The organism is Paenibacillus sp. SZ31, assembly GCF_012912005.1.
Lineage (GTDB): Bacteria > Bacillota > Bacilli > Paenibacillales > Paenibacillaceae > Paenibacillus.
The window spans coordinates 491,370-514,328 of sequence record NZ_JABBEA010000002.1; the positions used below are offsets into that span (position 1 = coordinate 491,370).

Annotated in this window: 21 protein-coding genes and 1 pseudogene; 5 read left to right on the forward strand and 17 right to left on the reverse strand. The window is 45.2% G+C overall.

Annotation, left to right across the window (positions count from 1 at the left end; all coding sequences use genetic code 11):
* Positions 1 to 9: 9 nt before the first annotated feature.
* The 3 genes and pseudogenes from HF638_RS28530 to HF638_RS06840 all read right to left on the reverse strand — a co-directional run.
* Positions 10 to 114: pseudogene (locus HF638_RS28530) on the reverse strand (hypothetical protein); the annotation flags it as partial.
* Positions 115 to 130: 16 nt separating this feature from the next.
* Entirely contained in the window at positions 131 to 1,111 is a 981-nt protein-coding gene (locus HF638_RS06835) for an SDR family NAD(P)-dependent oxidoreductase (protein ID WP_348982079.1), read from the reverse strand.
* Between the two features lie 170 nt (positions 1,112 to 1,281).
* Positions 1,282 to 1,923 carry a hypothetical protein gene (locus tag HF638_RS06840; RefSeq protein ID WP_169479513.1) on the reverse strand — a complete coding sequence of 214 codons (642 nt, stop codon included), beginning with the start codon at positions 1,921 to 1,923 and terminating at the stop codon, positions 1,282 to 1,284.
* A gap of 163 nt (positions 1,924 to 2,086) precedes the next feature.
* On the opposite strand from HF638_RS06840, the gene HF638_RS06845 reads away from it, so the two are divergent.
* Positions 2,087 to 2,761 carry a class I SAM-dependent methyltransferase gene (locus HF638_RS06845; protein ID WP_169479514.1) on the forward strand — a complete coding sequence of 225 codons (675 nt, stop codon included), beginning with the start codon at positions 2,087 to 2,089 and terminating at the stop codon, positions 2,759 to 2,761.
* 70 nt (positions 2,762 to 2,831) lie between these two features.
* On the opposite strand, the gene HF638_RS06850 is transcribed toward HF638_RS06845, so the two are convergent.
* From HF638_RS06850 to HF638_RS06880, 7 genes are all read right to left on the reverse strand, one after another.
* A complete protein-coding gene (locus HF638_RS06850; RefSeq protein WP_169479515.1) occupies positions 2,832 to 4,883 on the reverse strand; it encodes a serine hydrolase domain-containing protein in 2,052 nt (683 codons plus the stop codon).
* 110 nt (positions 4,884 to 4,993) lie between these two features.
* Positions 4,994 to 6,292, reverse strand: a complete 1,299-nt coding sequence (locus HF638_RS06855) for a GHKL domain-containing protein (RefSeq protein ID WP_169479516.1) — start codon at positions 6,290 to 6,292, stop codon at positions 4,994 to 4,996.
* A 1-nt stretch (position 6,293) separates the two neighbouring features.
* Positions 6,294 to 7,034, reverse strand: coding sequence for a LytR/AlgR family response regulator transcription factor (locus tag HF638_RS06860; RefSeq protein WP_169479517.1), 741 nt, complete (start codon positions 7,032 to 7,034; stop codon positions 6,294 to 6,296).
* Positions 7,035 to 7,265: 231 nt separating this feature from the next.
* Entirely contained in the window at positions 7,266 to 10,085 is a 2,820-nt protein-coding gene (locus HF638_RS06865; RefSeq protein WP_169479518.1) for a glycoside hydrolase family 2 TIM barrel-domain containing protein, read from the reverse strand.
* Between the two features lie 187 nt (positions 10,086 to 10,272).
* Positions 10,273 to 11,067, reverse strand: a complete 795-nt coding sequence (locus HF638_RS06870) for an SDR family NAD(P)-dependent oxidoreductase (protein WP_169479519.1) — start codon at positions 11,065 to 11,067, stop codon at positions 10,273 to 10,275.
* A 129-nt stretch (positions 11,068 to 11,196) separates the two neighbouring features.
* Positions 11,197 to 12,195 carry an AraC family transcriptional regulator gene (locus tag HF638_RS06875; protein ID WP_169479520.1) on the reverse strand — a complete coding sequence of 333 codons (999 nt, stop codon included), beginning with the start codon at positions 12,193 to 12,195 and terminating at the stop codon, positions 11,197 to 11,199.
* On the reverse strand, positions 12,176 to 12,757 hold the full coding sequence (locus HF638_RS06880) for a TetR/AcrR family transcriptional regulator (protein ID WP_169479521.1): 582 nt from the start codon (positions 12,755 to 12,757) through the stop codon (positions 12,176 to 12,178). The genes HF638_RS06875 and HF638_RS06880 overlap by 20 nt, the downstream gene beginning before the upstream one ends.
* A 203-nt stretch (positions 12,758 to 12,960) precedes the next feature.
* Between HF638_RS06880 and HF638_RS06885 the strand changes: the two genes are divergently transcribed.
* Complete coding sequence (locus tag HF638_RS06885) at positions 12,961 to 14,013, forward strand: ketopantoate reductase family protein (protein WP_169479522.1); 1,053 nt, start codon at positions 12,961 to 12,963, stop codon at positions 14,011 to 14,013.
* Between the two features lie 144 nt (positions 14,014 to 14,157).
* Here the strand turns inward: HF638_RS06885 and HF638_RS06890 are convergent, their stop codons facing one another.
* On the reverse strand, positions 14,158 to 14,763 hold the full coding sequence (locus tag HF638_RS06890) for an esterase/lipase family protein (protein WP_348982080.1): 606 nt from the start codon (positions 14,761 to 14,763) through the stop codon (positions 14,158 to 14,160).
* A gap of 155 nt (positions 14,764 to 14,918) precedes the next feature.
* Positions 14,919 to 15,227: a hypothetical protein gene (locus tag HF638_RS06895; protein WP_076331064.1), complete on the reverse strand. Its 309-nt coding sequence runs from the start codon at positions 15,225 to 15,227 to the stop codon at positions 14,919 to 14,921.
* Between the two features lie 167 nt (positions 15,228 to 15,394).
* On the opposite strand from HF638_RS06895, the gene HF638_RS06900 reads away from it, so the two are divergent.
* Together HF638_RS06900 and HF638_RS06905 are read left to right on the forward strand one after the other, a co-directional pair.
* A complete protein-coding gene (locus HF638_RS06900) occupies positions 15,395 to 16,630 on the forward strand; it encodes a GAF domain-containing sensor histidine kinase (RefSeq protein WP_169479524.1) in 1,236 nt (411 codons plus the stop codon).
* A gap of 41 nt (positions 16,631 to 16,671) precedes the next feature.
* On the forward strand, positions 16,672 to 17,097 hold the full coding sequence (locus tag HF638_RS06905) for a hypothetical protein (RefSeq protein WP_127548373.1): 426 nt from the start codon (positions 16,672 to 16,674) through the stop codon (positions 17,095 to 17,097).
* 79 nt (positions 17,098 to 17,176) lie between these two features.
* Here the strand turns inward: HF638_RS06905 and HF638_RS06910 are convergent, their stop codons facing one another.
* Positions 17,177 to 18,409, reverse strand: coding sequence for a beta propeller repeat protein (locus HF638_RS06910; protein ID WP_169479525.1), 1,233 nt, complete (start codon positions 18,407 to 18,409; stop codon positions 17,177 to 17,179).
* Between the two features lie 18 nt (positions 18,410 to 18,427).
* Positions 18,428 to 18,796, reverse strand: a complete 369-nt coding sequence (locus tag HF638_RS06915) for a hypothetical protein (RefSeq protein WP_169479526.1) — start codon at positions 18,794 to 18,796, stop codon at positions 18,428 to 18,430.
* Between the two features lie 183 nt (positions 18,797 to 18,979).
* Between HF638_RS06915 and HF638_RS06920 the strand changes: the two genes are divergently transcribed.
* Positions 18,980 to 20,254, forward strand: a complete 1,275-nt coding sequence (locus HF638_RS06920; protein WP_169479527.1) for a stalk domain-containing protein — start codon at positions 18,980 to 18,982, stop codon at positions 20,252 to 20,254.
* A 100-nt stretch (positions 20,255 to 20,354) separates the two neighbouring features.
* Here the strand turns inward: HF638_RS06920 and HF638_RS06925 are convergent, their stop codons facing one another.
* The 3 genes from HF638_RS06925 to HF638_RS06935 are packed head-to-tail and all read right to left on the reverse strand — an operon-like array spanning position 20,355 to position 22,928.
* Complete coding sequence (locus tag HF638_RS06925; RefSeq protein WP_169479528.1) at positions 20,355 to 20,573, reverse strand: hypothetical protein; 219 nt, start codon at positions 20,571 to 20,573, stop codon at positions 20,355 to 20,357.
* 45 nt (positions 20,574 to 20,618) lie between these two features.
* A complete protein-coding gene (locus HF638_RS06930; protein WP_169479529.1) occupies positions 20,619 to 21,794 on the reverse strand; it encodes a Ger(x)C family spore germination protein in 1,176 nt (391 codons plus the stop codon).
* 15 nt (positions 21,795 to 21,809) lie between these two features.
* Positions 21,810 to 22,928 carry a GerAB/ArcD/ProY family transporter gene (locus tag HF638_RS06935; protein WP_169479530.1) on the reverse strand — a complete coding sequence of 373 codons (1,119 nt, stop codon included), beginning with the start codon at positions 22,926 to 22,928 and terminating at the stop codon, positions 21,810 to 21,812.
* Positions 22,929 to 22,959: the final 31 nt, after the last annotated feature.

The window sequence follows — 22,959 nt, forward strand, 5'->3', positions numbered from 1 at the left end:
GCATCCTCTTTAGATTTTGAACTTTTCCGTGAGTTCCTGAAGACGTGATGCCATGCGAGCCAGATAAAATGAAGATGAACTGATCTCTTGCATTGAAGCAAGTTGTTGCTCTGTTGCCGCAACTACATGACTATGAAAGCTCAATGTCCGTTTGAGTCAGCTGGGCCGATAACTCCCATAAACGAATAGCTTGCTCGGAGTCGATGGCATACTTTTTAACCCCATAGAAGCCTCCGTCCTCGGGAGCCAATTCACTGATGTCACAATCCTCACAGTAGACACCGCCTTTACCCTCAAGCTGAGGAGAGGTTGCTGCCCAGACCTGCGTCGCTGCACCCTGCTCAGGTGTCTTGAACGCGGGATTAGCCACTTGTCCAGATTCATCGATCCAGCCCAGCGCAATCATTTCCTCTTTTGGCATATGACGCTGTAGTGGTGTCAGAATTCCGCCTGGATGAATGGAGAAAGCCCGTACGCCTTGCTCAGCACCACGTCTGTCCAACTCAACGCTGAATAAAATCGTTGCTGTTTTGGACTGACCATAGGCAGGGAATTTCTCATAGCCATGCTCAAATTGGATGTCGTCCCAACGAATCGGCGAGAAATGATGTCCCGCTGATGCCAAGGAAACAACACGTGCTCCCCCCTGACTTGCCAGTGCTGGCCATAACAGATTGGTAAGGGCAAAGTGTCCCAGATGATTGGTTGCAAATTGAGCTTCCCAACCAGGACCTACCCGCGTCTCCGGACAAGCCATGATGCCAGCATTAAGAATAAGCATGTCGATGCTCCGATCACTCGCCAGAAACCGCTCGGCAAAAGCACGAACGCTGGATAAATCAGCGAGGTCCAATTCGTCTATTTCAACGCCTTCCAGACCAGCAAGTGCTTCTTTCGCGACCGATGGACGACGCGCAGTCACCACGACACGGGCTCCCGCATTCACAAGCGCGCGTGTTGTCTCCAACCCCAATCCTGAATAGCCACCCGTTACAATAGCAAGTTGCCCTGATAAGTCCATATCTCTCAATACATCCTGCGCTGTGCTGTTATGGTTGAAGCCGGAGCCGATTTTATGTTGTAAAGTTTTAAAATTATTCTCCTGTGTCACTCTGTTCATCTCCTTTGCAATAGTTCTTCTTTTGCAAAGTCTACACCTTAGAGTATACTCTAAGTCAAATGGAAGTGATTGAATCATCTCGCAACTTCTCCGTGCAATTTACAAAAGTAAAAAAAGCCGCCAGTTGGCGACTTTCGTTGAATAGATCCTCGTCATTCAGATTATGAATCACCCTGAACGGTGGATAACGAAACAAGGACCAGACTGGCGAATTCAGAGGCTTCTTCCCCTTTTGGATTATGAAGACGGAATAGAAAAGCGTCCCCTTCTTCTGATGTCCAGACCATATAATCGCTGATGCCTTCTTCACCAGAGGCCTGAAGATAAAGTTCGGCGGAACCAAGCGGGTGCTCCACCAGTTCTCCGCTATAATCAGATACTTTACCGGCCTTTTCTAATTCTTCCTTGCCCGTAGTCTCCAGTTCTGCCAGATTATAATCTGAAGGCAATGGTTCAATATCCACATAATAGTCAGTGTTATCGGTCAGTGACAGACGGCCTTGAGCAGCATCAAACGTGAATTTCTCGAATACGTACAAGGAAAATCCTTCTCCTTGTTGCAAAGTCGCTTCCAGGGATTGATTGCCATCCGCGGTCAACATTTCAAAACTCTCGGTCTGTGGACGCTCCGTTTCATTCGCTTCTTCTGTTCCACCCGTTTCAGCTGCTTGCTCATTCTCTGTTGAAGGTGCTGGAGTGGTTTCACCCGCTGGCGTAGAAGGTTCATTACCAGAGCAAGCTGCAAGTGCAAGAACCATAACGATTAGCGAGATACTCATCATAATAGGACGTGATTGTAACATCCGGTTCATTCCTCCCTGTCTTTATTCTGTACTTACATGTTATTACCCATGGTAGGGACTCGGAACCCATAGGTCCAACCTATGAACTTATCCATAATCGATATTTCCCTTGATCCCTTCCAGTTTGTAAAATATGGAGAAAACCTCAAGGAGTGATGAGCACATGCAATTCTCAGTAAAGCAGCTGTTTGATAAGGTAGCCCAAGATTATGATGTGCAGCGAAAGCAGCTTATCCCTTGTTTTGATGATTTTTATGGAATGGCTCTGGATCTAATGGAAAGCTCGCTCGATTCTCCACGTATTCTTGATCTGGGTGCAGGAACGGGACTGCTCTCTGGATTGGTCCTGCAAAAGTATCCCAACGCGCGATTAACCCTGATCGATATTAGTGATCAAATGCTCGAAGTAGCACGTCGAAGATTTGCTGATACTAACCAAGTACAGTATGTGGTCGGGGATTACTCCAAGTACGATTTCACCAGTTCCTACGATATGATTATTTCATCGCTGTCTATTCACCATCTCACCCACGCTGACAAGAAAAAGGTATTTAAAACTGTACATCAGCTGTTAGAACCAGGTGGACGCTTCATCAACGCAGACCAGGTTCAGGGAAGAACCCCCGATACGGATACCTATTACCGCCAGCGCTGGTTAGAAGCGATTCATCGAAGTGGTTTGTCTGAGGAGGCCATCTCGGCTTCGATCGAAAGACGCAAGGTCGATATCAATGCCACGCTGGAGGATCAATTGGCGTGGTTGGAGGAAGCTGGGTTCAGTGTGGCAGATTGCATGTACAAACACTTGGACTTTGCGGTGTTTTACGCGCAAAAATAAGAAAGACCGGATTGTGAGCAACCTTGCTCGTAATCCGGTCTTTTCAATGAAATCGTTTTATCCCAAACCTTTACTTTAATTGGATCTGGAAGACATCCCCCGCATCACCACCAAAAACGATAAAACCACTTTTCGGGAGCTTCGTTGACTCCTGATTGGTTGCTACAGAGAAGTGAACCATTTCGCCTTTCTCATCATACACCGCATAACCTCCGCTCTCCGGAGAATCCACTGTGATGGATTTGTTCGCCGATCGGGCGTCGATCGCATACCACCGCGCTTGACCGTTAGCCGGAATAGTCGTAATACCTTTTTTCCCACCAAAGATTGGAGTAATGGCATCCTCGGCAATGTATTCCTGCCCATCCTGAATCAAAATCTCAGCGGCATTCTTTGTATCGAATTGCAGATCGAATGCGTCTCTTCCGTTCATTACTGGAATCTCAGCGATATTCTCTGCATGATTGGCATCCATGATTTGCGTGCCATTAGCATAGCCATTTTCGGCATCAACGGACAGATTCTTGATCAGCATCGATGGAAGCAGATAGAAGATCGACGTTATTTTTTCATCCAGCGCATAATATTTCGAGCCGTCACGAGCTGTCCATTTCTCTTTCGTTGCTGCGTCCAGCGCGTTATGCTCCAGCTTTTGATAATCATACGTGTTCATCACCGTTTGGCCTAAACCAGGTAGCGTTATCATCGCCTGAACTTTAACATACACCTTGTCATTACGTTCTTTCACAAAGCTGGCTTTCACACTGCCATCCGCACTTGTAAAATGTTCGTCGCCTGTGTAGACATAGTTCTGCTCCGGAATAATTCCTCCCAGCAAGGCAGGCAGTTGCATCTCACCATCCTTGATTACTATATCCAGCGTTGCACCAACCGTACCATATAGGCCTGAGTACGTATTCAACTCCGTCGGCATCTTCACTTTGACAGGTGGTGAGAATGTCTGATCAGGCTGAACCTCATCAATGATGCCTTGATCTGCCAGAACGTCCAGCAGCACTTTGCTGGCAAACATCTGATTGTAGACGGAAGATCCGCCAGAAGATAGAACCGCCATTGAAATATCATGTTCAGGTATGGTGATTAACACGGCATGATATAACATGGTGTCTCCACCCTTGGCAAGTGCGGTAATCCCATAATCGCTGAAAGGTGCAAGGTCAACCGAATCCCATCCCAAGCCATAATTGATCGTATTTTGCTCATCAGATACCCATATGCCCTTACGATATTCATGAGATTGCATGGCCTTCACAGCAGATTCGGACAGAATATCCGGTCTGTTCCCCATTAAAACCTCTCCGAATTGACTCAATTCTTCTGCGGTAGAGTACACTCCGCCTGTGCCGATAATGTTTGCATTTTCGGTAGGCATCGTCATCTCAAGTGTAGGCCAATAGGTTTCGGATAACTGCGCTCTGTCAAAGGAATCTAGTGGTGTCTTCGTTGATTCCAACTTTAACGGCTCACTGATGTACTTGGCGATATATTCGCTGTAGCTTAATCCACTCACCCGTTCAACCAGGATTTCAAGCAATTGAAAACCGTCATTAGTGTAGACGGAGTAGGCGCCAGGCTTGGATTTCAGTTTTTCGGACTGAAGTTTAAGTAATAGATCATCATGATTGCGGGTGTCATTATCGTCAAACAACATACTGTTTCCATAATGTGTACCGTAAAGACCAGATGAATGATTCATCAGCATGCGCGGTGTAATTTGAGTATAGCGCGCATCTGCCATTTTAAAACCCTTGATATATGAAGTAAGCGGCTCATCCAGATCTACTTTACCGGAATCGACCAGTTTCATCGCGGCTGCCGTAACAACCATTTTGCTAACCGAGCCTATGCCATACATGCTATCCTTGTCTATTGGCTTCTGTGATGCCTTATCGTGCAGTCCTACACTATCTGATAAAATATATTGCCCTTCATCCATGATCGCATATTGCACACTGGTGACACCGTAGTTTTGCACCATTTCCTTGGCGATCTGCTCCGCCCGTGCCTCAATCGTACCGCTGTTATTCGCCTCTGCGCTGACATCTGCCAGCGGTGTAATTACAAGCACCGCTGTACATAAAAGACTAATTAATTTCTTCATCCCATGTCCTCCCTCAAATGTTCTTATGAATGAATTCATCATATCCGGGAAGAGACTGTTCGAACGCAAACGGACCCTGAATGGAAAAAAACAACCCCTGAACGGTACGTTCAGGGATTGTTGGTGTGGAACGGAAGCACGACCATGTTGTTAAACTTCCGATGCTGATGCTCAATACTCATATGTCCACCATATTTCTCGCAGATTCTCGATATATTGGTTAGACCGATCCCATGGTACTCGGGATTAGGCTTCTCACTTTTCAAGTCAACAATCGGTTGCTCTACATGATTCATAATCTGGATAACGAGTGCAGATGATGTGGAGTGAATGGCAATGAGGATATATCGATCCTCCGCCTGTCTGACCTTCTTGGAAGCTTCAATTGCGTTATCGAGCATGTTACCGAGCACCACACACAGATCGTATCGATCAATCTGGACATGCTGCGAGTGGAGCTGGATTTTGGTGTCGATTTTGATCCCGTTTGCCTGCCCCATAGCCAGGGTATTCGTAACGAGAGCATCAATGACCAGATTGCCGGAGTTCACCCGCTGGTACGCACCTTCAATGGTATTTAATGTAGACTTGATATGGTCACCTGCCGCCGCAAGTTCGTTACGTTGGATACATTCATCGATATACAGAAACTGCTGGTTAATATCATGGATGATGGATTTAATGTTTTTGAAACTGTGAACAGTCTTCTCATAGTTGGCATCCTGATAGTCCATCTGACGCTGTAACTGGGCATTTTCATGCGCAAGCTGTACCTTTTCCACCATATTATCGAATACATAAACAATGAACACGTTGAGAAATAGAGAACCCAGTACAGAAAAGACGTAAAATATGTTTTTTTCACTATATATGGAGGCTACATTGATCTGATAGATCGTAATAATGGGTACGATGAGAAATAGCAAATAATAACGATAATGGACGGCAAAACTTCTGCGTTTGGCCACTAGACGCACAATTTGAATAACAATGAACATGATACTGCAACCAACCAGCATCACTTTGGAGAGAATCCAGTGGTTTTCTCCGTTGAACTGTTCCCATGAGATGAATTCTGTGGATTCCAAAACTCCGAGAATATATACAGCTATCGTATTCGCCATCGTAATTAGAACCGCATACAGGATGGTAAAAACAAGTCTGATTTTGAACTCCACTTCATAAGATTGCGCCAGACTGAAGATTAATAGCAGAGCAACAGCAGTAGAAATGATGTCCGAGAAGGAAGAAACCAAATAAAAATAACAAAGCAGGATAAAAACGATGAAATAGATCGCTCTGCGCGGCTTACGCCTGGACTTGCCCAACACAGAATCAAAATAAAAGTTCGCCTGAAATGCCATAAGTAAGGTCACGAAGATGATGGAAAAGATCATGTAGGTATCCATATCATTGAATCCTCATGATCATGTATTTGGTGTAGGCGTCCTTGACTTCCTTGATCTTGGATCGGCCTATGGGCAGTTCCGTTCCATTCAGCATGACGACTTGGGTACCGGAAAACTTCTGAACATGCATCAGGTTGATGATAATCGAGCGATGAATCTGTAAAAAACCATGATCTTTCAAACCATTAGCGTAGCTGGATAAAATGCCTTTGGTCTCATGTACATTTTCCTGTGTTACAAAATTCAATTTGTTCTTGATCGTTAAACTTTTGACGACCTCAATCCATAGAATATCATCATATTTCAAAAGAAGTTCATCATAGTCTGACTTGATCAGCACATACTTTTTGTCCAATGCCTGAAAATATTGACACAGCTTAACCATCTTTTCCTCGAAAACTTGCGGCTGGATTGGTTTGATCAGATATTGAAAGGTGATGACATCAAAGCTCTCCACCATGTATTCCGGGTAACTGGTCAAGAACATAATCTGTACGTCCAGAAACTTCATATTCCTGATCTCTTTGGCGGTCTGAATCCCGTTCATTCCGCCCATCTCCACATCCAAGATGAGAATATTGAATGTATCCCCAACCTCTCTGTAGTGCGAGAGCAGTTGTTCACCAGATGTGAATAGGCTAATTTGAAAATCAAAATTGGTTTTTAGAGATAAGGAGACCAGCATGGATTTCACACGTTCTCGTTGCTGCTCCTCATCATCACAGATTGCAATATTGAACATGGGGGAACATCCGCCTTTCATCGACATCGACTCTGAATTTCACTCTCGAATATACTATTTTAGCATAGGTTTCGGAGTCGAATTGGGCTGAAATGCATTATTCTGACCCTAAAGTGCAAGAGAATGAAACAAATGCCAAAGCCCCTACCACGAATGGTAGGGGCTTATAAGCACGTATTTCTAAGAATAACTCTGTAAAATAAGAAATCTGCTACATCTTCTCTACTAAACTTAGTTAAACAACTGGCGAAGTTCCTCGACATCCAGACGGGTCGCTGGCTGGTATGCTGGACTCTGTACGTAACGCTCGAAGCTGTATAATAACTGTCTTCCCTCCAGCGTAGTCATTAGGCTCTCCAGATTCAGCGCCCCCATAAGCACTCTACCATTCCGCACCCGGCACTCCATCAACAGTCCGAGCTTATGATTCCGTTCAAAATTATCAATGGTCTGCACGAGCGGTTGCAGTTCTTTATTCAGATCATCCAGAATGATGGATGACGACTCGGACACAATGCTCCACCAAGGATAAGTCGAATATTCCTCTGTGACAAAATGTTCGAAGGCCGGATGGTCCTGTTGAATCAACAAGCCCATTGTCCCCACAGGAACTTCTCGCTTCATATTCTCCGATATTGAACGGAACATGGGGTAAGACCAGAAATCGGTGCTGTAGAAACCTTCGATCGCGTGTTGAATCTGATTGGGATTCGGGAAAAGTAAAATATCCTCTCCCTGCTCAAGCAACTCCAACGCCTGTTCAGAGAGTTCGGTAAATAGATTCAAACCGCTCAGGTCCACTTCCTGTTGACTCGGGTAGATCCACAGGTCGTACGACTTACGGATATCCGTGCCCGGAATGGACAGTCTAAGCTCCACTTTGGTCATGTTGGAGACTTCAGGGATGCGAATGCTGAGATCCGTGATATTCACATAATGTTCTCCATGGGTCGCTGGCAAGTCTGCTTTCCCTTCCAAAAGGATGCTGCCTTCGATCTGCTCACTTTGAAGTACCCATTTCAATTGAAGTCCATCCAACGCTTGTCTCCGGAAGTAACTTAGTTCAATGCTTGCTTCGAACAATTCACCCGCTTGATAATTATATTTGGGGAATCTCGCCAGCAGCACAGCATCGGAACAGAACGTTCTCCACTCCTCAGGTGTAATCATGCCTTTGGAATCCATGAATGCGTCCAGTACACCCACCAGCGCTGTTCCCTGACCACTGAAATCCTGGAGATCCAGCAGTTGAAAGCCTGCTAGTTGCTGCGAACGAAAAGCCGCTTCCAGTTCTTCCTTGTAACATGCGACCGCGAGCTTACCAGAAGCTCTGAAGTAGGCCTCCGCCAGATGTCCCAGTCCATTGGCTTCCAGACGCTCACGAAACACTTCGAAGTTTTTCGCTTTGAGAGAACCCGTATACTTGTTAATCTCATCGAAATTAGGAAACGTGGCGTACTGTCCAATTTCATGCGAGATGATCGGTACATGTGAGACAAGTTGGTCACTGCCGGCTTCGGCCTGCACCGTTTTGGAGCCTGTCCCATACTGAATCTGAATCTCTTTATCCCCCGTTTGCCCAGAAGGGTCAACATCACTGCCTTGCTCCGGTACAATGTTCGAATCGTAATCTTTCAACGTGTTTGGCAAGTCGGTCTGCACGTGACCTAGCGGGGCATCACACATCGCATAAGAACCTCTGAACAGGCGCTCTTTGGAGAAACGAACCCCGCAGAAGAATTCACTTTCCTCCAGAATGTCCGGCACAAACTGAAAGTTATTGGAACCTTCGGTGTATAGATGACGATGATCATATGCTTTGTACGCCTTCAGGATCGAATTCAATCTGTCCTTACTGCCCCATAATTCATTTCCCATGGACATCATGACAAACGAAGGATGATTACCAAAAGCACGCAGCATCGCAAATCCTTCGCTAATCAAGTAATCCTGCTCTGCTTGATTATGCCCATCCGATGATTCATCCGTAATGGTTCCCCAGAATGGAAGCTCAGGTTCCATGTAGATGCCGAGCAGATCCGCTGCAATGAAAGCCGCCTCCGGAGGACAACAGGTATGGAAACGGTAGTGATTGATACCGTAGGACTTGGAGATAGCGAGAATGCGAACCCATTCATCCACATCGGTTGGCGCGTATCCCGTGAGCGGAAAGATCAGCCCGTCATGTTTGCCTCGAAGAAACGTTTTGCGACCATTAATGGTGAATTTGTCTCCGGCAGCCCGGAATTCCCGTAATCCCGTCCATACTTCGATGGAATCCAGCACTTCACCATCCTGATCTTGCAGTTGAATGTGAAGTTGGTACAGATTAGGTTCATCATCACTCCATAACATCGCATCTTCACCAATCGTGTACGTCAGCTGGATCTCCTGCGAATCCGGAGCGAAAATCTGTTCCTCTGTCCTAAACACCGGATCTGCACTGACAGCAACAGCGGATACCACGATTCGCACTCCTTGCAAGTCACCGATAAGTGCTGCCTTAATGTCGAAAGATCGAGTCGCCAAAACAGGGTAAACTTGAACATTATCCAGGAAAACACGCTCGAAAAATTGAAGTTCCAACTTCCCGGTGATGCCGTTCCAATTCGTCTGTGTATCTTCGGATGTAAGGTGACCGCCTTTGGTTGGATAATCGGTATTGTCCACTCGAATCGTAATTGTATGTGATCCAGCGGATAGCCCTGCCCCGATCTCGTAACGGTGAGGTGTGTTCAAGCTGTTTTGCGTCCCCAATTCCACCCCATCGATCCAGACTGTGGTTACTCTTGTTCGTTCCAGATGCAAGAAGCAACGCTTGCCAGCCAAATGTTCGGGAATTTCAATCTCTCGTGTAAACCAGGCATAACCCTCAAATAAATACTCATCCGTTAGCGCACCGATTAACACATTCTGGTTTTTCTTACCCTTGGCCGCATGAGATGTAGTATTTGGCAATGTAATCACGTCTGAGAAATTCAGACCGCTTTCCACCTTATGTTCATCGAGTTGGAGTTTCCAGATACCTTCCAGATTTATTGCAGCTATCATGATATTGTCTCCTTTTAGATTCAACTAATCGATATAAGTAATCGCTTCCAAGTATTAGAAACCGTTTTCGAAAATCATACCTGTATTATAAACTCGATTGATGCTCCTCGCATAGATCATTTACAAATAAAAAAGTCGCCAATACTGGCGACATCTTGTGGATACATATGCTGTATCCACAGCAATTTCAAAATATGGTGGGAATCATGCCCCCGTCCATTCGGATGGGAGAGCCTCTAAAGGCTGGAGCATACGGGCTACATACAAAAGTCGCGAGTCTGCCTATTTCAATCGGTTTGATGAATCGCTGTAATTCGGACTGCGGCAGATTGCTCTTCATAAAATCTTTCTCTTTTTCCTCGAAAGTCAGCGCCTCATCAGGGTATATGCCCTCAATGATCTCACGCACATTCTCAGACAATGTCGGCCCTGGAAGGATCGTATTGATTGTAACTTCGGTCCCTGCTGTCAGTTTGGACAAACTTTTGGATAATGACAGCAACATCGACTTGGTCATGCAATATTGGGGCATCTGGCCTGAAGGCATAAGCGCTTCTTCACTTGCGATGAAAATAATACGTCCGTCATTGTTCTTCACCATTTTAGGTAAATAACATTGGGACAAGCCATTGGCAGCCAATACATTCGTACGGAAATATTTTTCCCACACTTCATCGTTCACGTCTTCATAACTCATGATCTCATATATGCCCATACTATTAATTAAAATATCAACCTCAGGGAATTTCTCGAATAGAGCTTGTCTTTGCGCCAGATCCACAAGATCAGCCGTGGCCTTTTGCGGAGAGGTCTCCGGAAAATTGGACTTGATTTCACAAACGGTTCGTTCCACCTCTTCATCATCGCGTCCATTAATCAGAACATGAACACCTTCTCGGGCGAGTTCAAAAGCAATTGCTTTACCGATTCCTTTTGTAGATCCTGTAACTAATGCTGTTTTCTCTTTTAGTCCCATATCCATCCTGCATTTCTCCTTCATGATTACAACTATCCGGCAGCTGCTTCTGGACATTGCCAAGAGCTTCATGCACCGGATAGATATAATATTACGCAGTCTGAAGGGCCTAGTAACTAGCACATTGCGCCAGAATTATTGCCTGACACGCCAATTTGAAGGGGTATCCCCTTCCCAATTTCGGAACGCACGATAGAACGAATTCTGGTCTTCATATCCAACCAGGAATGCCACTTCTTTGATATCGAGCGAAGGATCTGCGAGGTACTCTCGGGCCTGCTCACGTCTGGCTTCAGTTAATAATTGCTTGAAGTTTGTACTCTCCTCCGTCAGTCGCCGCTGCAAAGTACGATCACTCATACGAAGCTCTTTGGCGACCGTCTGGATGTCAGGGCGCTTCCCTGTGAGGCTGCGTTTCATGATCCATTTGACCACTTCAGTAACGGAACGACTGCTCTCCTGTTCATCCAGCGACCGATCCAGAGCCGGGGTCAGAATCTCCAGTAACTCCTCGTTATACGAGAGAAATGCAAGATTCAGATCATTCCGCTCTAGCGTCAGCCGATTATAATTGGAATTCGTCTCGATACGACAACCGAAGTAAGCTTCAAGAGTGTCTGCGTCACCCATTGGCTGCGAGAATTCAACCCTTTTTGCAGTCAAAGTCTCTCCTGTGCCCCTCCGTCCAAGTTCGATCAAGAATGCCAGCGTAATACCCACCAGTAATGACGGACCTGGTTGCTCCTTATGTAACCATTCGAGCTCAATGATACATTCCTCTCCTGTTTCGTTCATCTGCAAGCTCTCGGGAGGACACATTTGCTTGTAACGGACCATTCGATTCAACGCATCACGATAATCACGAGCATGGTACATCGCCAGAACAGGCGGAGGATACTTCGATATTTCATATCCGGTTGCAAGTTTGATGATGCCTTCGGCAGTGTCCCCAATGAGATCAGAGTAGGCCTGCCAGATTGCAAAGTACTGAGATTGGGTCACTACAGGTTGAGTGATTACCTCAAGAGGCAGTTGTGCAGTGCGAGCTACGTCGTCAGTACCAATCCCTAATTTATGTAATCCAGCCCAAAAGCCTGGATGAACTTTAATTCGATCATTCGGTTGCGTCTTCATGCCTACGATCTCCTTTAGCCATATTCTGATGACCCAAAGAAGAAATAAGACGAGCAATCGTTTGCGGGCTGTCCTCGCTATTGGATTCCAGCCATTGATTAATGATGCCTAAGGAACCATGAACCATGTAAGTGAGCGTATAGTCCATTGTAAATGTCTTCTGGCTGCCCGCGTCTTCTCCATTTCTTAGCAGAAAATCTTCCAACAGAACTTGTGTTAAAAAGTTGTTTTCTCCACTCTCCGAGATCAGGATCTGATAAATGGTTTTCTTATCTTGAATAATGTTCAGCAGATTAATCATCGATTGCTCCGTTGTACAGAGACTTGCTCCCTGTCCTAACGTTTCCATGATTTCTTGCGTAAACTCCTTCTGCAAGGCTTCAAACAATTCATAAGGATCTTTGTAGTGCAGATAAAACGTGCCTCGATTGATATCCGCCTGCTTACAGATTTCAGTTACCGTTATTTGAGGTAATTTTTTGCTCTCTAACAGCTCTAGAAAAACCTCTTTAATAAGCTCCATCGTATATTTAGTTCTTCTATTATTTTTGATTCCAACCATGAGCTAACCCCTCTTATGATCATCTTCTCAACAAACGTAATCCAAACTGTTGAATTCATAACACTACCACATCTATTGATGATTGTGATTGCAGAGATGAGTAGATTATACTGACATTGCGATATCAAATCAACACATGTTCATTTAATAACAATGATCCAAACGCATAATTTTATTTCAACCATATAAGAGGAGCAATCAATATGACAACCAACTCAAAACAACCCAAAGTTCTAATTGTAGGTGCAGGAGCCGTTGGATTTTCAGTGGGTTACCACCTTCACTTAGCCGGTGCTGATCTGACTTTTCTAGTGCGAAAAGGACGAACAGAAGCATTCCATGCTCCGCAGAAGCTCTATTGTTATGACGATGCTTCCCTCAAAGATTTTAGCGGCTATCATGTCATTGAAGATGTAACAGCTATCAAGCGTCAGCAATATCAATATATTATTGTCACCTTGGATGGTAATGCCAGTCGCACACCAGAAGGCATCGAACTGCTGTCTAGGATAGGTAATATTGTACGGAACTCCACAAGTACTGTCATTATGTGCGGGTTTGGGAGTGGAATCCGTGAACATTACCTGGAGGTGATGCAGATTCGAGAGGATCAGTTACTACGAGGAATACTGGGTACGCTGAGTCATCAATCCTCGGCTGATTTACCTGTCCATGAGCCAACCGATCCCAAACAGATCGCTCAAGCCATTGTCTGTTACAAACACCCGACGAACAACGTCGGTTTCCAAGTGGAAACCAATAATAAAGCAGTAGCTAAACAATTTATCGCACTTTACAATCAATCTAAAGTCTCGCGCTGTGGTCATGTAAGCCCATCCATGTTTAATATTTACTCCAGTATCGGTTTTCCTGTATATGCCGCTTGTGATATTTTGGGCTGGCCTCCCTTCTCGTCTGTTATTGCCAATACGGAACTTTGGCAGCTCGCTTGCCGTGCCCAAGGTGAGATAGCAGGCTTGCCTAGTCATGGTCTCGTCGGCAAGATGATGGGTGTCGTGATGGGCGCACGTATGACAGCAAAAATACAACTTAAAATGGAGCGGGATATGTTTCCTCTCGATTATCAAGCTTTCAATCGTTTCCATCATGGTGGCAAGGTACGCACTCAGGATGTGGAATCTTTACGGAATTCGATAATTGAAGGTCAACGCCAAGGTCGTCCCATGAAGGCATTGAAGGAATTATTACAACGTGTAGTTGAACATGAGGCAGCAAGCCCATCTACGCCACATTAAAATAAATAGAAGAGGTTCTTGCTCTCCAGCAGGGACCTCTTCTGTGTTTCACTCCGCAATACGAAAACACGACTGCCCTGAGTGGTCAGTCGTGTTCAAGTTCATCATTTTATATCTATGAAGAATATGCATTTCGTAGTGCAACTACTCGTTCAACGCAGTTTTGATCAGGGCGTTCACCCGGGAATTAAACAGCAGACCGATATGAGATACGAGGGATACGGAAATGTTGTTCGCCCCGCTCAACCGGGAAAGTGTCGGGGATACAATCGTATCACTGGTGGAATAGATCGAAGTTACCTTTATCCCACCCGGAGCTGTTGTTGTAGTCAAACGATTAGCCCCGCCGAGGGTAATCAACTTATCCACTTTGGAAGCGCCTCCACGGTTAAGTATGTAATAGAGACTATTGGCTCCGCCCATGCTATGCGCTACAATATTGACTTTCGTGTGGCCGGTTTCGCGGAGGACATTATCTACAAAACGACTGATCGCTGCAGAATTCAACAGTTGGTTTCCTTGTTTACTAGGAAGATCAATCGCAAATAGTTCCTCTCTCGTCCACCCTTGGCTACGCAAATAACTCTCAATCGCTGTAAAATTGCTATCTGAACCAGTTAATCCATGTACCAATACAATAGGTGTACGTGCTGTAGCTGCATAAGCCTTTGAACTTGAGCCTATCCCGGTTACTGATAAGGTAAGGATCATACTCATGAATAAAATCAGTGCTAATTTAGTCTTTTTCACTTGATTCACTCTCCTGTAAAATCATTTATATTCCATATATTACAAGCTAACATATGGAATATAAATGAACCTTTGGTCTCATCTTTACAGGATTATCCAAAGTATACTACGACTAACATGATTACATTTTATTCAACGCTCGTTCCCTACTTCTTTTATCCTTCAACGATATCTGCGTGCAGATCTGTTGCAATTTCAATCATTTTGGGTACAATAGCTTCGTTAGAAATAGCTACATACAGATCTCCCATGTACAAACGAAAAGCGATCTGTGCTCCTTCAAGGTCCCACATAAAAAAGTCCCCATCGATGGACATGGTGCTCTCCGCTCCGACAATGTTAAGAACCGTTGAATAGGTAAAATCGGGTTTGGATGCGAAGTAGAGTTTGCACTCTTCCAGGGAGATGGATTGTTCCGCATTGCTTTCTTGCATGGATCGGGTAATTCGAAAACGCTGATTCATTGATTTGCCTCCAACATTTTATTAATATATACATGTTCCACAGCATTATATTTTCTCATTTCCGTCTTTCACTGTCAAAACCATGCATGCCCTATTCTATGAATTCATATATACTGGTACATACAAGTACATAACGAATCTTTACCATCAGGAGGCGTCAAATCAATATGTTGAAAACAGAATTCATTAATGTACTATCCATTGTCTCACATAAATTATACGATTCGGCTGCTAACGTTATGGATACAGCGAGCAGGTTAATTCCTGCAAATACGTTTTGTATCGCCCAGTTGGATCATCTATCGACCAAAGTTCTCAATGTATATAATCGTGAAAAACTAATATTAGGTGAAGGGCTAGTCGTTGACAACGCCGAGTCATACTGTGCGCTTGTGACTGAACATTCCCAAGGCCCGTTGGTAATCGATAATAATCTGACTCATCCATTAACCAGACATATGGACGCAACCGAATTCGTAGGTGGATGTTCATTTGTCGGTGTACCCATACATGATGAGAATGGAGAAATTTATGGCTCCCTCTGCTCATTTGATCAGGATTTCTATTCCTACCAACAGAAGGACATAGATTTGCTGCTCTCCTTGTCTTCCTTTTTCACGAGTCTGCTAGAGATGGAAACGACCTTGCAGCAGTTAAAACGTGCGGAAGAAACCACTGCTAAAATGCTAGAAGAGAAGAAAAATCTGCTTGCCATCCTCAGCCACGAAATCCGAACCCCAATGAATGGTGTTCTTGCCATGGCAAACCTGTTGCAATCTACAACACTGAATGAGGATCAATCGTTGTATGTTAATGTCATTGAAGAAAGTGGTACCAGCCTTCTGTCTATGATGGATCAAATTCTCGATTATTCCAAAATGGAAGCAGGTGCGATCTCTTTGGAGGTTAATCCTTATAGTGTCATTGACACAGCTGACCACGTACTACAGTTGTTTTCCTCTGAAGCACAGAAAAAAGGAATTCGATTATACGCAGAATACAATATAAATGATCATCTGATGCTTATCGGCGATCAGCATAAAGTCCGTCAGATTCTAATCAATCTCGTTGGGAATGCGCTTAAATTCACGGAGAATGGTGAAGTATGTATCTCCACTCAGGTATCTGCTGATCCAGAAGGTACGCTCCATGTCTCCTATGAGATAAGAGATACAGGCATCGGCATACCGCAGGATCGCCAGGATCTGTTGTTCAAATCCTATTCGCAAATTCATGGTAACTCAGGAAAGTATGGTGGAGCGGGGCTAGGCCTGTCCATCTGTAAACAACTCGCTGAATTAATGGGTGGCATTGTATGGCTTAAAGAGACAAGTCACTTGGGCAGTCGGTTTGTCTTTAATATTTCCAGCGCTGCACCAACGTCCATGCAAATCTCTGAATGAGGAATATATTATTCTATCTGAACAGATAGGAGGTATATACGTTGACTCAATTTCTGGATGCAAGATCATCGCAAAATGCTGCGTTGTTTAATTCCATCTCCATACCGATTCCTGTGATTAACACACCTCAGTTATTCGCACAGATTGGTCTGCAAACGGCTGGAGCAGGAACCAATCTGAGAGTCTCCCTAAAAGGAACCATAACGGTACAATTACCGCTTGCTCTATTTCAAGTGAGGATTATTATTGTAAGAGGCACAGTGGCAACCGATCCGATCGTTTACTCGGGAAACTACACGTATGGTCTGAACGGTCTGCTTAACCCTGAAGTGATTGTCTTCTCTGCCAGTGACTTTAACATTCCGATTGTGCCACAATTAACCTACTCCGCATTTATCAGTACCAACCTGCTCGGAACGGTTCGGGTAGGCCCCGAGAGTTTCGACGGATTTGTCGTTTCGGATTAACATGAATACCTCCACCCCCATACTCTTAATCTGTTTGTTATTAAAGATTAAGGTATGGGGGTGTTCCATTTACATTGAATTAGTTTCCAAAATAAACATCCAGCTTACCCGTGGGCGGCGTTGTAGCCATCCAAACTGCTGCGAGATTATCCGGACTAACTGTAGCCGCAGTAATATAGTCTCCAATCAGTACTGTGGGCATCGGAGAGTTGCCATTTGGATTAAAGGATGTAGTTGTAATCCGACGGTTCGAGAAACTGGCACCCCCATCAAAAGATTCCGCAACAAAAACGTCCAGCAGAAACCCGTCAATTCGGTTCGTGTAATAAATAACCCGGATCGTGCCTGCAAAAGGTGACACAGTGATCGACGGGAAAAAATTCTGCGTGCCCGGAGGTGCGCCTGTAATACTGACTGGATCTGACCATAGAAGGCCATCCGGAGATTCGCAGAATAAAACATCGGTATATCCGGCACGTGCATCATTCCAAACGCCATATACAGCCCCACTGTTAGGCCCACTCGATATATCCGCCCCCAAACTTAAGTTGGTCTGTACTCGAAAAGCGTAATTCGGTACAGGCAAGGGCGAAGGCGCGGGTACGACGGATGAGATAAACGTTGCCTGTCTCTCCAGAGGAGGTTGATAGGTAATTCCCCCATCGTACGAAATGCGCAACAACGCAGAAGGACTGACTGGCCCCGTAATAATATAGCCTGCATAGACCTGACCTGAGAACCCAACAGCTAACGCTGCCCGATCATGTATTCCACGAGGGTTCGATTGACGATCAGGCGGGTCCCAGGATATTCCCTGTGAAAGCGATCTTTGCGTAAAAATAGCGGAAGAAGTGGTAGCAAGCGGCGTATATCCGACATATGCATTGCCTCTATACGGGCTTCCTGGGGAACGGTCAACTGCTATGTACGGTTCATCGTTATGAACAATGGTACCGAAACCCGCCTGCACGATAACGGGTGGCTGCCACGTTAGTCCATCATCAAAAGAAGTATAACTCGCAATCGTACCATCATTGATCCCGTTAAACAAATGCACGGTAATGATAAAGGTGTTCGGAAACGTATAGTCTATCGTAGGCGCCTCTGCTCCTGCATAACCTGCCGGTTGAGGAAGTACAGTAGTGGACCAGGTACTGCCTCCATTAATGGACCGATAGAATCCAGTCAATGTTGGTCCTGTACTGGTATCCACAGCGACCACACACATGATATTCGGGTTCAGCGTATTAACTGCAATCGAGGGTTCAAATTGACTGCCTGCCAACGCTCCAGTAATGTTCACAACTACCATCTGCTCACCTCTTTTCGTTTAAGGGATATTTGTGAAACGGTCAATTAATGTCATCTCCGATTGAAGCACACGCTGAATGATCTGGCCTGTAGAGTTAACACCGAATACATGGATGACCGTACTTGTAGCACTGAAATAATCACTTTGTACCTCGTAAAACGCCGCATTGATCAGCGGATAGATTAAGCTTCTCGTCGCTTGGGGAAGTAATTCAAAAAGATCATGACCAATAGGTATGCGTGCAGCTTGAGTGGTGTCCCACCTGAACACTTCCAGCTCAACATTGACAGGTGCATTGAGGGAATCATTAATGCACGTCACTATGAGCTGAGTGGATTGGGTCTCACCCGAAGTTGGATTGTAAATAAAGCCCGTAGAGTTTGGCAACAAACACACTCCTTCCGCAATGTTTATTGGAGTATATTACGATTCCTGCCCTCCATATGACTAAAAATCCAACTCTTATATTGGAACGATATGAAAATTTTGTTATGCTACATATGCTAGATTACTAGATTCTGTTCAAAACATGATACTACTACTTATGTAGGAAGTTGGAGGAAATTTACGATGTTCATTAAACGTGTAGGAAAAATCGCTGCGGTTACTGTAATTGCTCTCTCCGTCCTTGGTAGCACTCCCAATATGGGTGGAGTCTACGCTGCGCCTGCCATTTCAGTTCAACTGGATGATGTTCCCCTGAAATTTGATGCAGCTCCCCGAATTGATAAAGGGGTCACTTACGTTCCGTTTCGGACGGTCGGGGAAGCCCTTGGTATTGATATTACCTGGAACAGCACATCACAGACTGTAAAAGCGACGAATACGGTGAACGGACAAACTACTGAGGTGCTATTACAAGTTGGCAGTACCACAGCCACCGTAAATGGTAAAAAAGTTACACTCCCCGCAGCACCTGTTCAGCGGGAAGGACGCGTACTCATTCCACTCAGTTCATTCAGTAACCAATTCGATGTACAGGTAAGCTGGAATCAAGCAACCAAAACCGTCTCCCTCGTCTCACCACGGCGCGAAATGCATTTGAGAGCCTTCTATGCATTGCAATCCTTTCAAGAAAAGGATCTTATTGCTTCCATGAACTCTGTAGCATTTGGCTGGAGCCGCATTGATCGTGAAGGTCAGTTTACGCTCCAGGGTGATGAGTATCGTCTCCCTGCTGCTGCGGGTGATATTACGCCGCAGTCCATCATTGCTGACGCAGCGGATCAACAGATCCAACCACAGCTCATGGTGTATGCCTTGGATGGAAACGGAGAACTGACCAAAGTTCTGAGCGACAGCAGCCTGCGACAGAAATCAATTGAAGGTATAACTGCTGCTGTAGCAGAGCATGGTTTTGGCGGAGTTGTTCTGGATTTTGAAGGACTCGGTTTTAAACTGGATGCGGTAGAACAACAGAAGCTACTCAATGCTTACGTGAAGCAATTAAAGAGTTCCTTGCCCCAGGACACAGCCTTATCTTTGGCGGTACCGCCGCTAAACAGTGCTTATAAAGGATATGATTACAAGACACTTGCCTCCATCGCAGATGATCTGATCATTATGGCTTATCAGTATAATCCGGTTGGCACCAAATCCCAGGTACCCGAACCCAATAGCCTTGTGGACCAAGCCATTCAGCTAGCTCTTCAAACTGGTGTCCCGAAAAATAAGCTACTACTCGGTATCAGTCTGAGCAGTGAAACGCCGTCCTCTGTGGATGATAAGCTGGGTCTTGCCAAACGTTATGACCTCAAAGGAGCCGCCTTCTGGCGCCTGGGTCTGTTCCGTTCCTACAATACGAAGATGGAAGATGCCGTGAATGCATCTGTCATCAAAGAATAGACATCTTTGAGTGGATGCATTAATGACAGTTCGCTTAAAAGTAAAGGAAGGACCAAATCTCTGCTTATCAGAGACTTGGTCCTTCCTTCTTTCTATCATTTTATTTCATAAATTTATCCACGCTTCCAAATACAAGCTTCACAATCTGTGTGGGACCAGGCAAGCGAGGTTGAAAGAGGAGAATGATACCAATCACAGCCGCCACAGCAGTAATCCCTGCTGTCACTATTCTGGCTCGCTTCTCTTTACAACTTCTCCACTCTCCATATACTATCGCGGTCGCGAGCAGCAGGATTCCAAGGATAGAGCCCAGTTTCATGCGATCACCACTCTTTCTCAGGATTGTAACAGGAGTGAATCCCGTTCAAGTTTCGTCCTCATTCGGTATCCCCTGTGGCCCTGTTGATTTACCGGTACGAACGACGTGTGCATCCACTTTAACTTCCACGTCCAATTCAGGATAGAGGGTTTCCCAATTCTTCTCCTGCTTCTTCCATTGCTTCGGATAATATCTGCGGAATTCAACTGCAAATTTGAAGAAATCGGAGCGCAGTTCCTTCTGGGACAGGTCTAAAGCATCATAAGCCAGAGATGTGAGCTTGGCAGACCATTCCTTTTCCAGTTTAGTTAACACAGCGGGATCCGTCAGATTGGCATCCGTCGTATTTAAGACCACTTCTCCGCTGGTTTGGATATCCACCTTCATGCTCCAATGCTGGTTTACAATTCGCGGCTTCAAGGTGGTTTTAATATCAATGAGTCGGATTGAGAAAGTACCCTCTAACGGCTCAAACTCAACAGGCATGATAATGTTGTTCAGCTCTTTTGCGAGTAGTAATACACCTACACTTAATGGTTCTTTAACTGTTTTGACATAGCGATCCTTATTATACAAGCTCAGACCTTTCACATATGGCGTCGTAGTCAGTTTATCCTGATCGGGTTCTGGCGGTAAGATTAACATGCGAGACAAAATGACGGAGCTGCTTGGACCTTCAATCGATTTAGCCAGCTCGAGCGCGGTAATTCGTGTACCAAGCTTCAGATTGGCCATCTCACGCAGCGATTCAGCTGAACTTCGCTCCAGGGGATCAAGTAACGCTAGGATATCTTTCGCTGCCTTTTCGCTGGAAAAGACATATGCATGCTCCCTGAACTGAGGATAACGCAGGAAGAAATCGATGTACTCGCGAATACCGCGTTTGCCTGCTTGCTCACTAATGATAATGACTTCACAGTGCCCCCAGAACATATTCCGGGGAACTTTCCGTTGCAGCCGATTCAACGCCTCGGCAATCGTGCGCCCCTCCGCTGTTCGAATCATTGTGACACCGCTTGGACTGCCTCCGCTCCCACTGCTATCTCCTCCACCTGCTTTGCGCGGAACAAATATCTGTGAAGTCAATTGTACTTTGCCCTCTTCGTAATCGATGCCTGTAGCCAGCACGATGGCCAAATCGTTAATTTCGATACGATCCCAGCAGCCACTTAACAGCACACAAGACAATATCGGCAGTAGTAGTACTCTGGATATTCGCAAGTGCCCCTCCCCCCATCAATCAGTACTCGCTCGATTCTTTCGAACATGTGCCCAACCCTTCTTCAGCCATGCGACACCGTAGATCATAGCCGGAAGGATTAATAAAATGCTGATCGTATACAAATTGGCTGAAGCGCTAACCAGACTGGAAATACCAGATCCGCCGGACACAACCCAGTAAGCAAATACCATACACAGGAACGAAAGCGGAACAACAACGGGTTTATAATCCTTCAACCCAAACCATTCCGCAGTTGATGTTGCAAAGATATACAGAAAAACGGAAATTTTAACGAAAATACCGAAAATCCAGACTGCAATAATAAGGGACTCGATATGTTGCAGAAAGTCCGCAATGGTTATGTATCTTGCTGCGATCATGACCGGAAATACGAATGTATCCGTCAAATCACCAATTAAAAACAGGCAAAACAGATTGGTAACCGTCATTGCAGTTGTCGTTATTACAAGGGAACCCAGCATGACCCGGGTTGTTCGTTTCTTTTGATTCACATAAGGTAGCAGAAAAGCCAGCACGATATATTCACTAAACCATGCAGCAGGTGCAGCGGCCCCTGTAATAATGGGAATGGGTCCTTTCTCCATGAAAGGGAACAGCTCGGCAGGATTCAGTTCACCAATCAACAATATAAAGATCAACGCTAGCAGCACGATCAGCAGGGTAACAAATACCTGAGAGGTTCGTCCGACAACTTCGATCCCGAGTCTGACATTAATCGCACATACAACAACCATCGTACCCATCACAACAAACAAAGGTGTACTTGGAAGTGCATTATTGACAATGAATTCACCGTATTCCCGAATAATCAAGCCCGTCAGGTGGGGCAAGAAAGCGATATATATCAGGCCGAATAACTTGCCTGGAATCCGACCAATGATCGATACACTGGATTGAATAAGCGTTTTTCCAGGGTACATACGATCAAGTCCAATGGAGATACCAATGGCAGCCAGTCCAACGAGAGAACCTATAATTGGAGTCATCCACATGTCATGTCCTGCATAGTGCATTGTAATTCCAGGCACAGATAAGATGGCCGTCGCGAGAATGGCGGGAAAGACCATGAATGCCAATTGAGTTTCCGATATTTTTCCTTTGTCCGTCAACATGTGTGATCCCGCTCCCTTGGTTGCATTGGTT

What these genes read in the sequence shown, in the direction of transcription:
- HF638_RS06840 (WP_169479513.1), bottom strand. Translation starts at nt 1,923, where the DNA reads ATGTTACAATCACGTCCTATTATGATGAGTATCTCGCTAATCGTTATG.
- HF638_RS06845 (WP_169479514.1), top strand. Translation starts at nt 2,087, where the DNA reads ATGCAATTCTCAGTAAAGCAGCTGTTTGATAAGGTAGCCCAAGATTAT.
- HF638_RS06850 (WP_169479515.1), bottom strand. Translation starts at nt 4,883, where the DNA reads ATGAAGAAATTAATTAGTCTTTTATGTACAGCGGTGCTTGTAATTACA.
- HF638_RS06855 (WP_169479516.1), bottom strand. Translation starts at nt 6,292, where the DNA reads ATGGATACCTACATGATCTTTTCCATCATCTTCGTGACCTTACTTATG.
- HF638_RS06860 (WP_169479517.1), bottom strand. Translation starts at nt 7,034, where the DNA reads ATGTTCAATATTGCAATCTGTGATGATGAGGAGCAGCAACGAGAACGT.
- HF638_RS06865 (WP_169479518.1), bottom strand. Translation starts at nt 10,085, where the DNA reads ATGATAGCTGCAATAAATCTGGAAGGTATCTGGAAACTCCAACTCGAT.
- HF638_RS06870 (WP_169479519.1), bottom strand. Translation starts at nt 11,067, where the DNA reads ATGGATATGGGACTAAAAGAGAAAACAGCATTAGTTACAGGATCTACA.
- HF638_RS06875 (WP_169479520.1), bottom strand. Translation starts at nt 12,195, where the DNA reads ATGAAGACGCAACCGAATGATCGAATTAAAGTTCATCCAGGCTTTTGG.
- HF638_RS06880 (WP_169479521.1), bottom strand. Translation starts at nt 12,757, where the DNA reads ATGGTTGGAATCAAAAATAATAGAAGAACTAAATATACGATGGAGCTT.
- HF638_RS06885 (WP_169479522.1), top strand. Translation starts at nt 12,961, where the DNA reads ATGACAACCAACTCAAAACAACCCAAAGTTCTAATTGTAGGTGCAGGA.
- HF638_RS06895 (WP_076331064.1), bottom strand. Translation starts at nt 15,227, where the DNA reads ATGAATCAGCGTTTTCGAATTACCCGATCCATGCAAGAAAGCAATGCG.
- HF638_RS06900 (WP_169479524.1), top strand. Translation starts at nt 15,395, where the DNA reads ATGTTGAAAACAGAATTCATTAATGTACTATCCATTGTCTCACATAAA.
- HF638_RS06910 (WP_169479525.1), bottom strand. Translation starts at nt 18,409, where the DNA reads ATGGTAGTTGTGAACATTACTGGAGCGTTGGCAGGCAGTCAATTTGAA.
- HF638_RS06920 (WP_169479527.1), top strand. Translation starts at nt 18,980, where the DNA reads ATGTTCATTAAACGTGTAGGAAAAATCGCTGCGGTTACTGTAATTGCT.
- HF638_RS06925 (WP_169479528.1), bottom strand. Translation starts at nt 20,573, where the DNA reads ATGAAACTGGGCTCTATCCTTGGAATCCTGCTGCTCGCGACCGCGATA.
- HF638_RS06935 (WP_169479530.1), bottom strand. Translation starts at nt 22,928, where the DNA reads ATGTTGACGGACAAAGGAAAAATATCGGAAACTCAATTGGCATTCATG.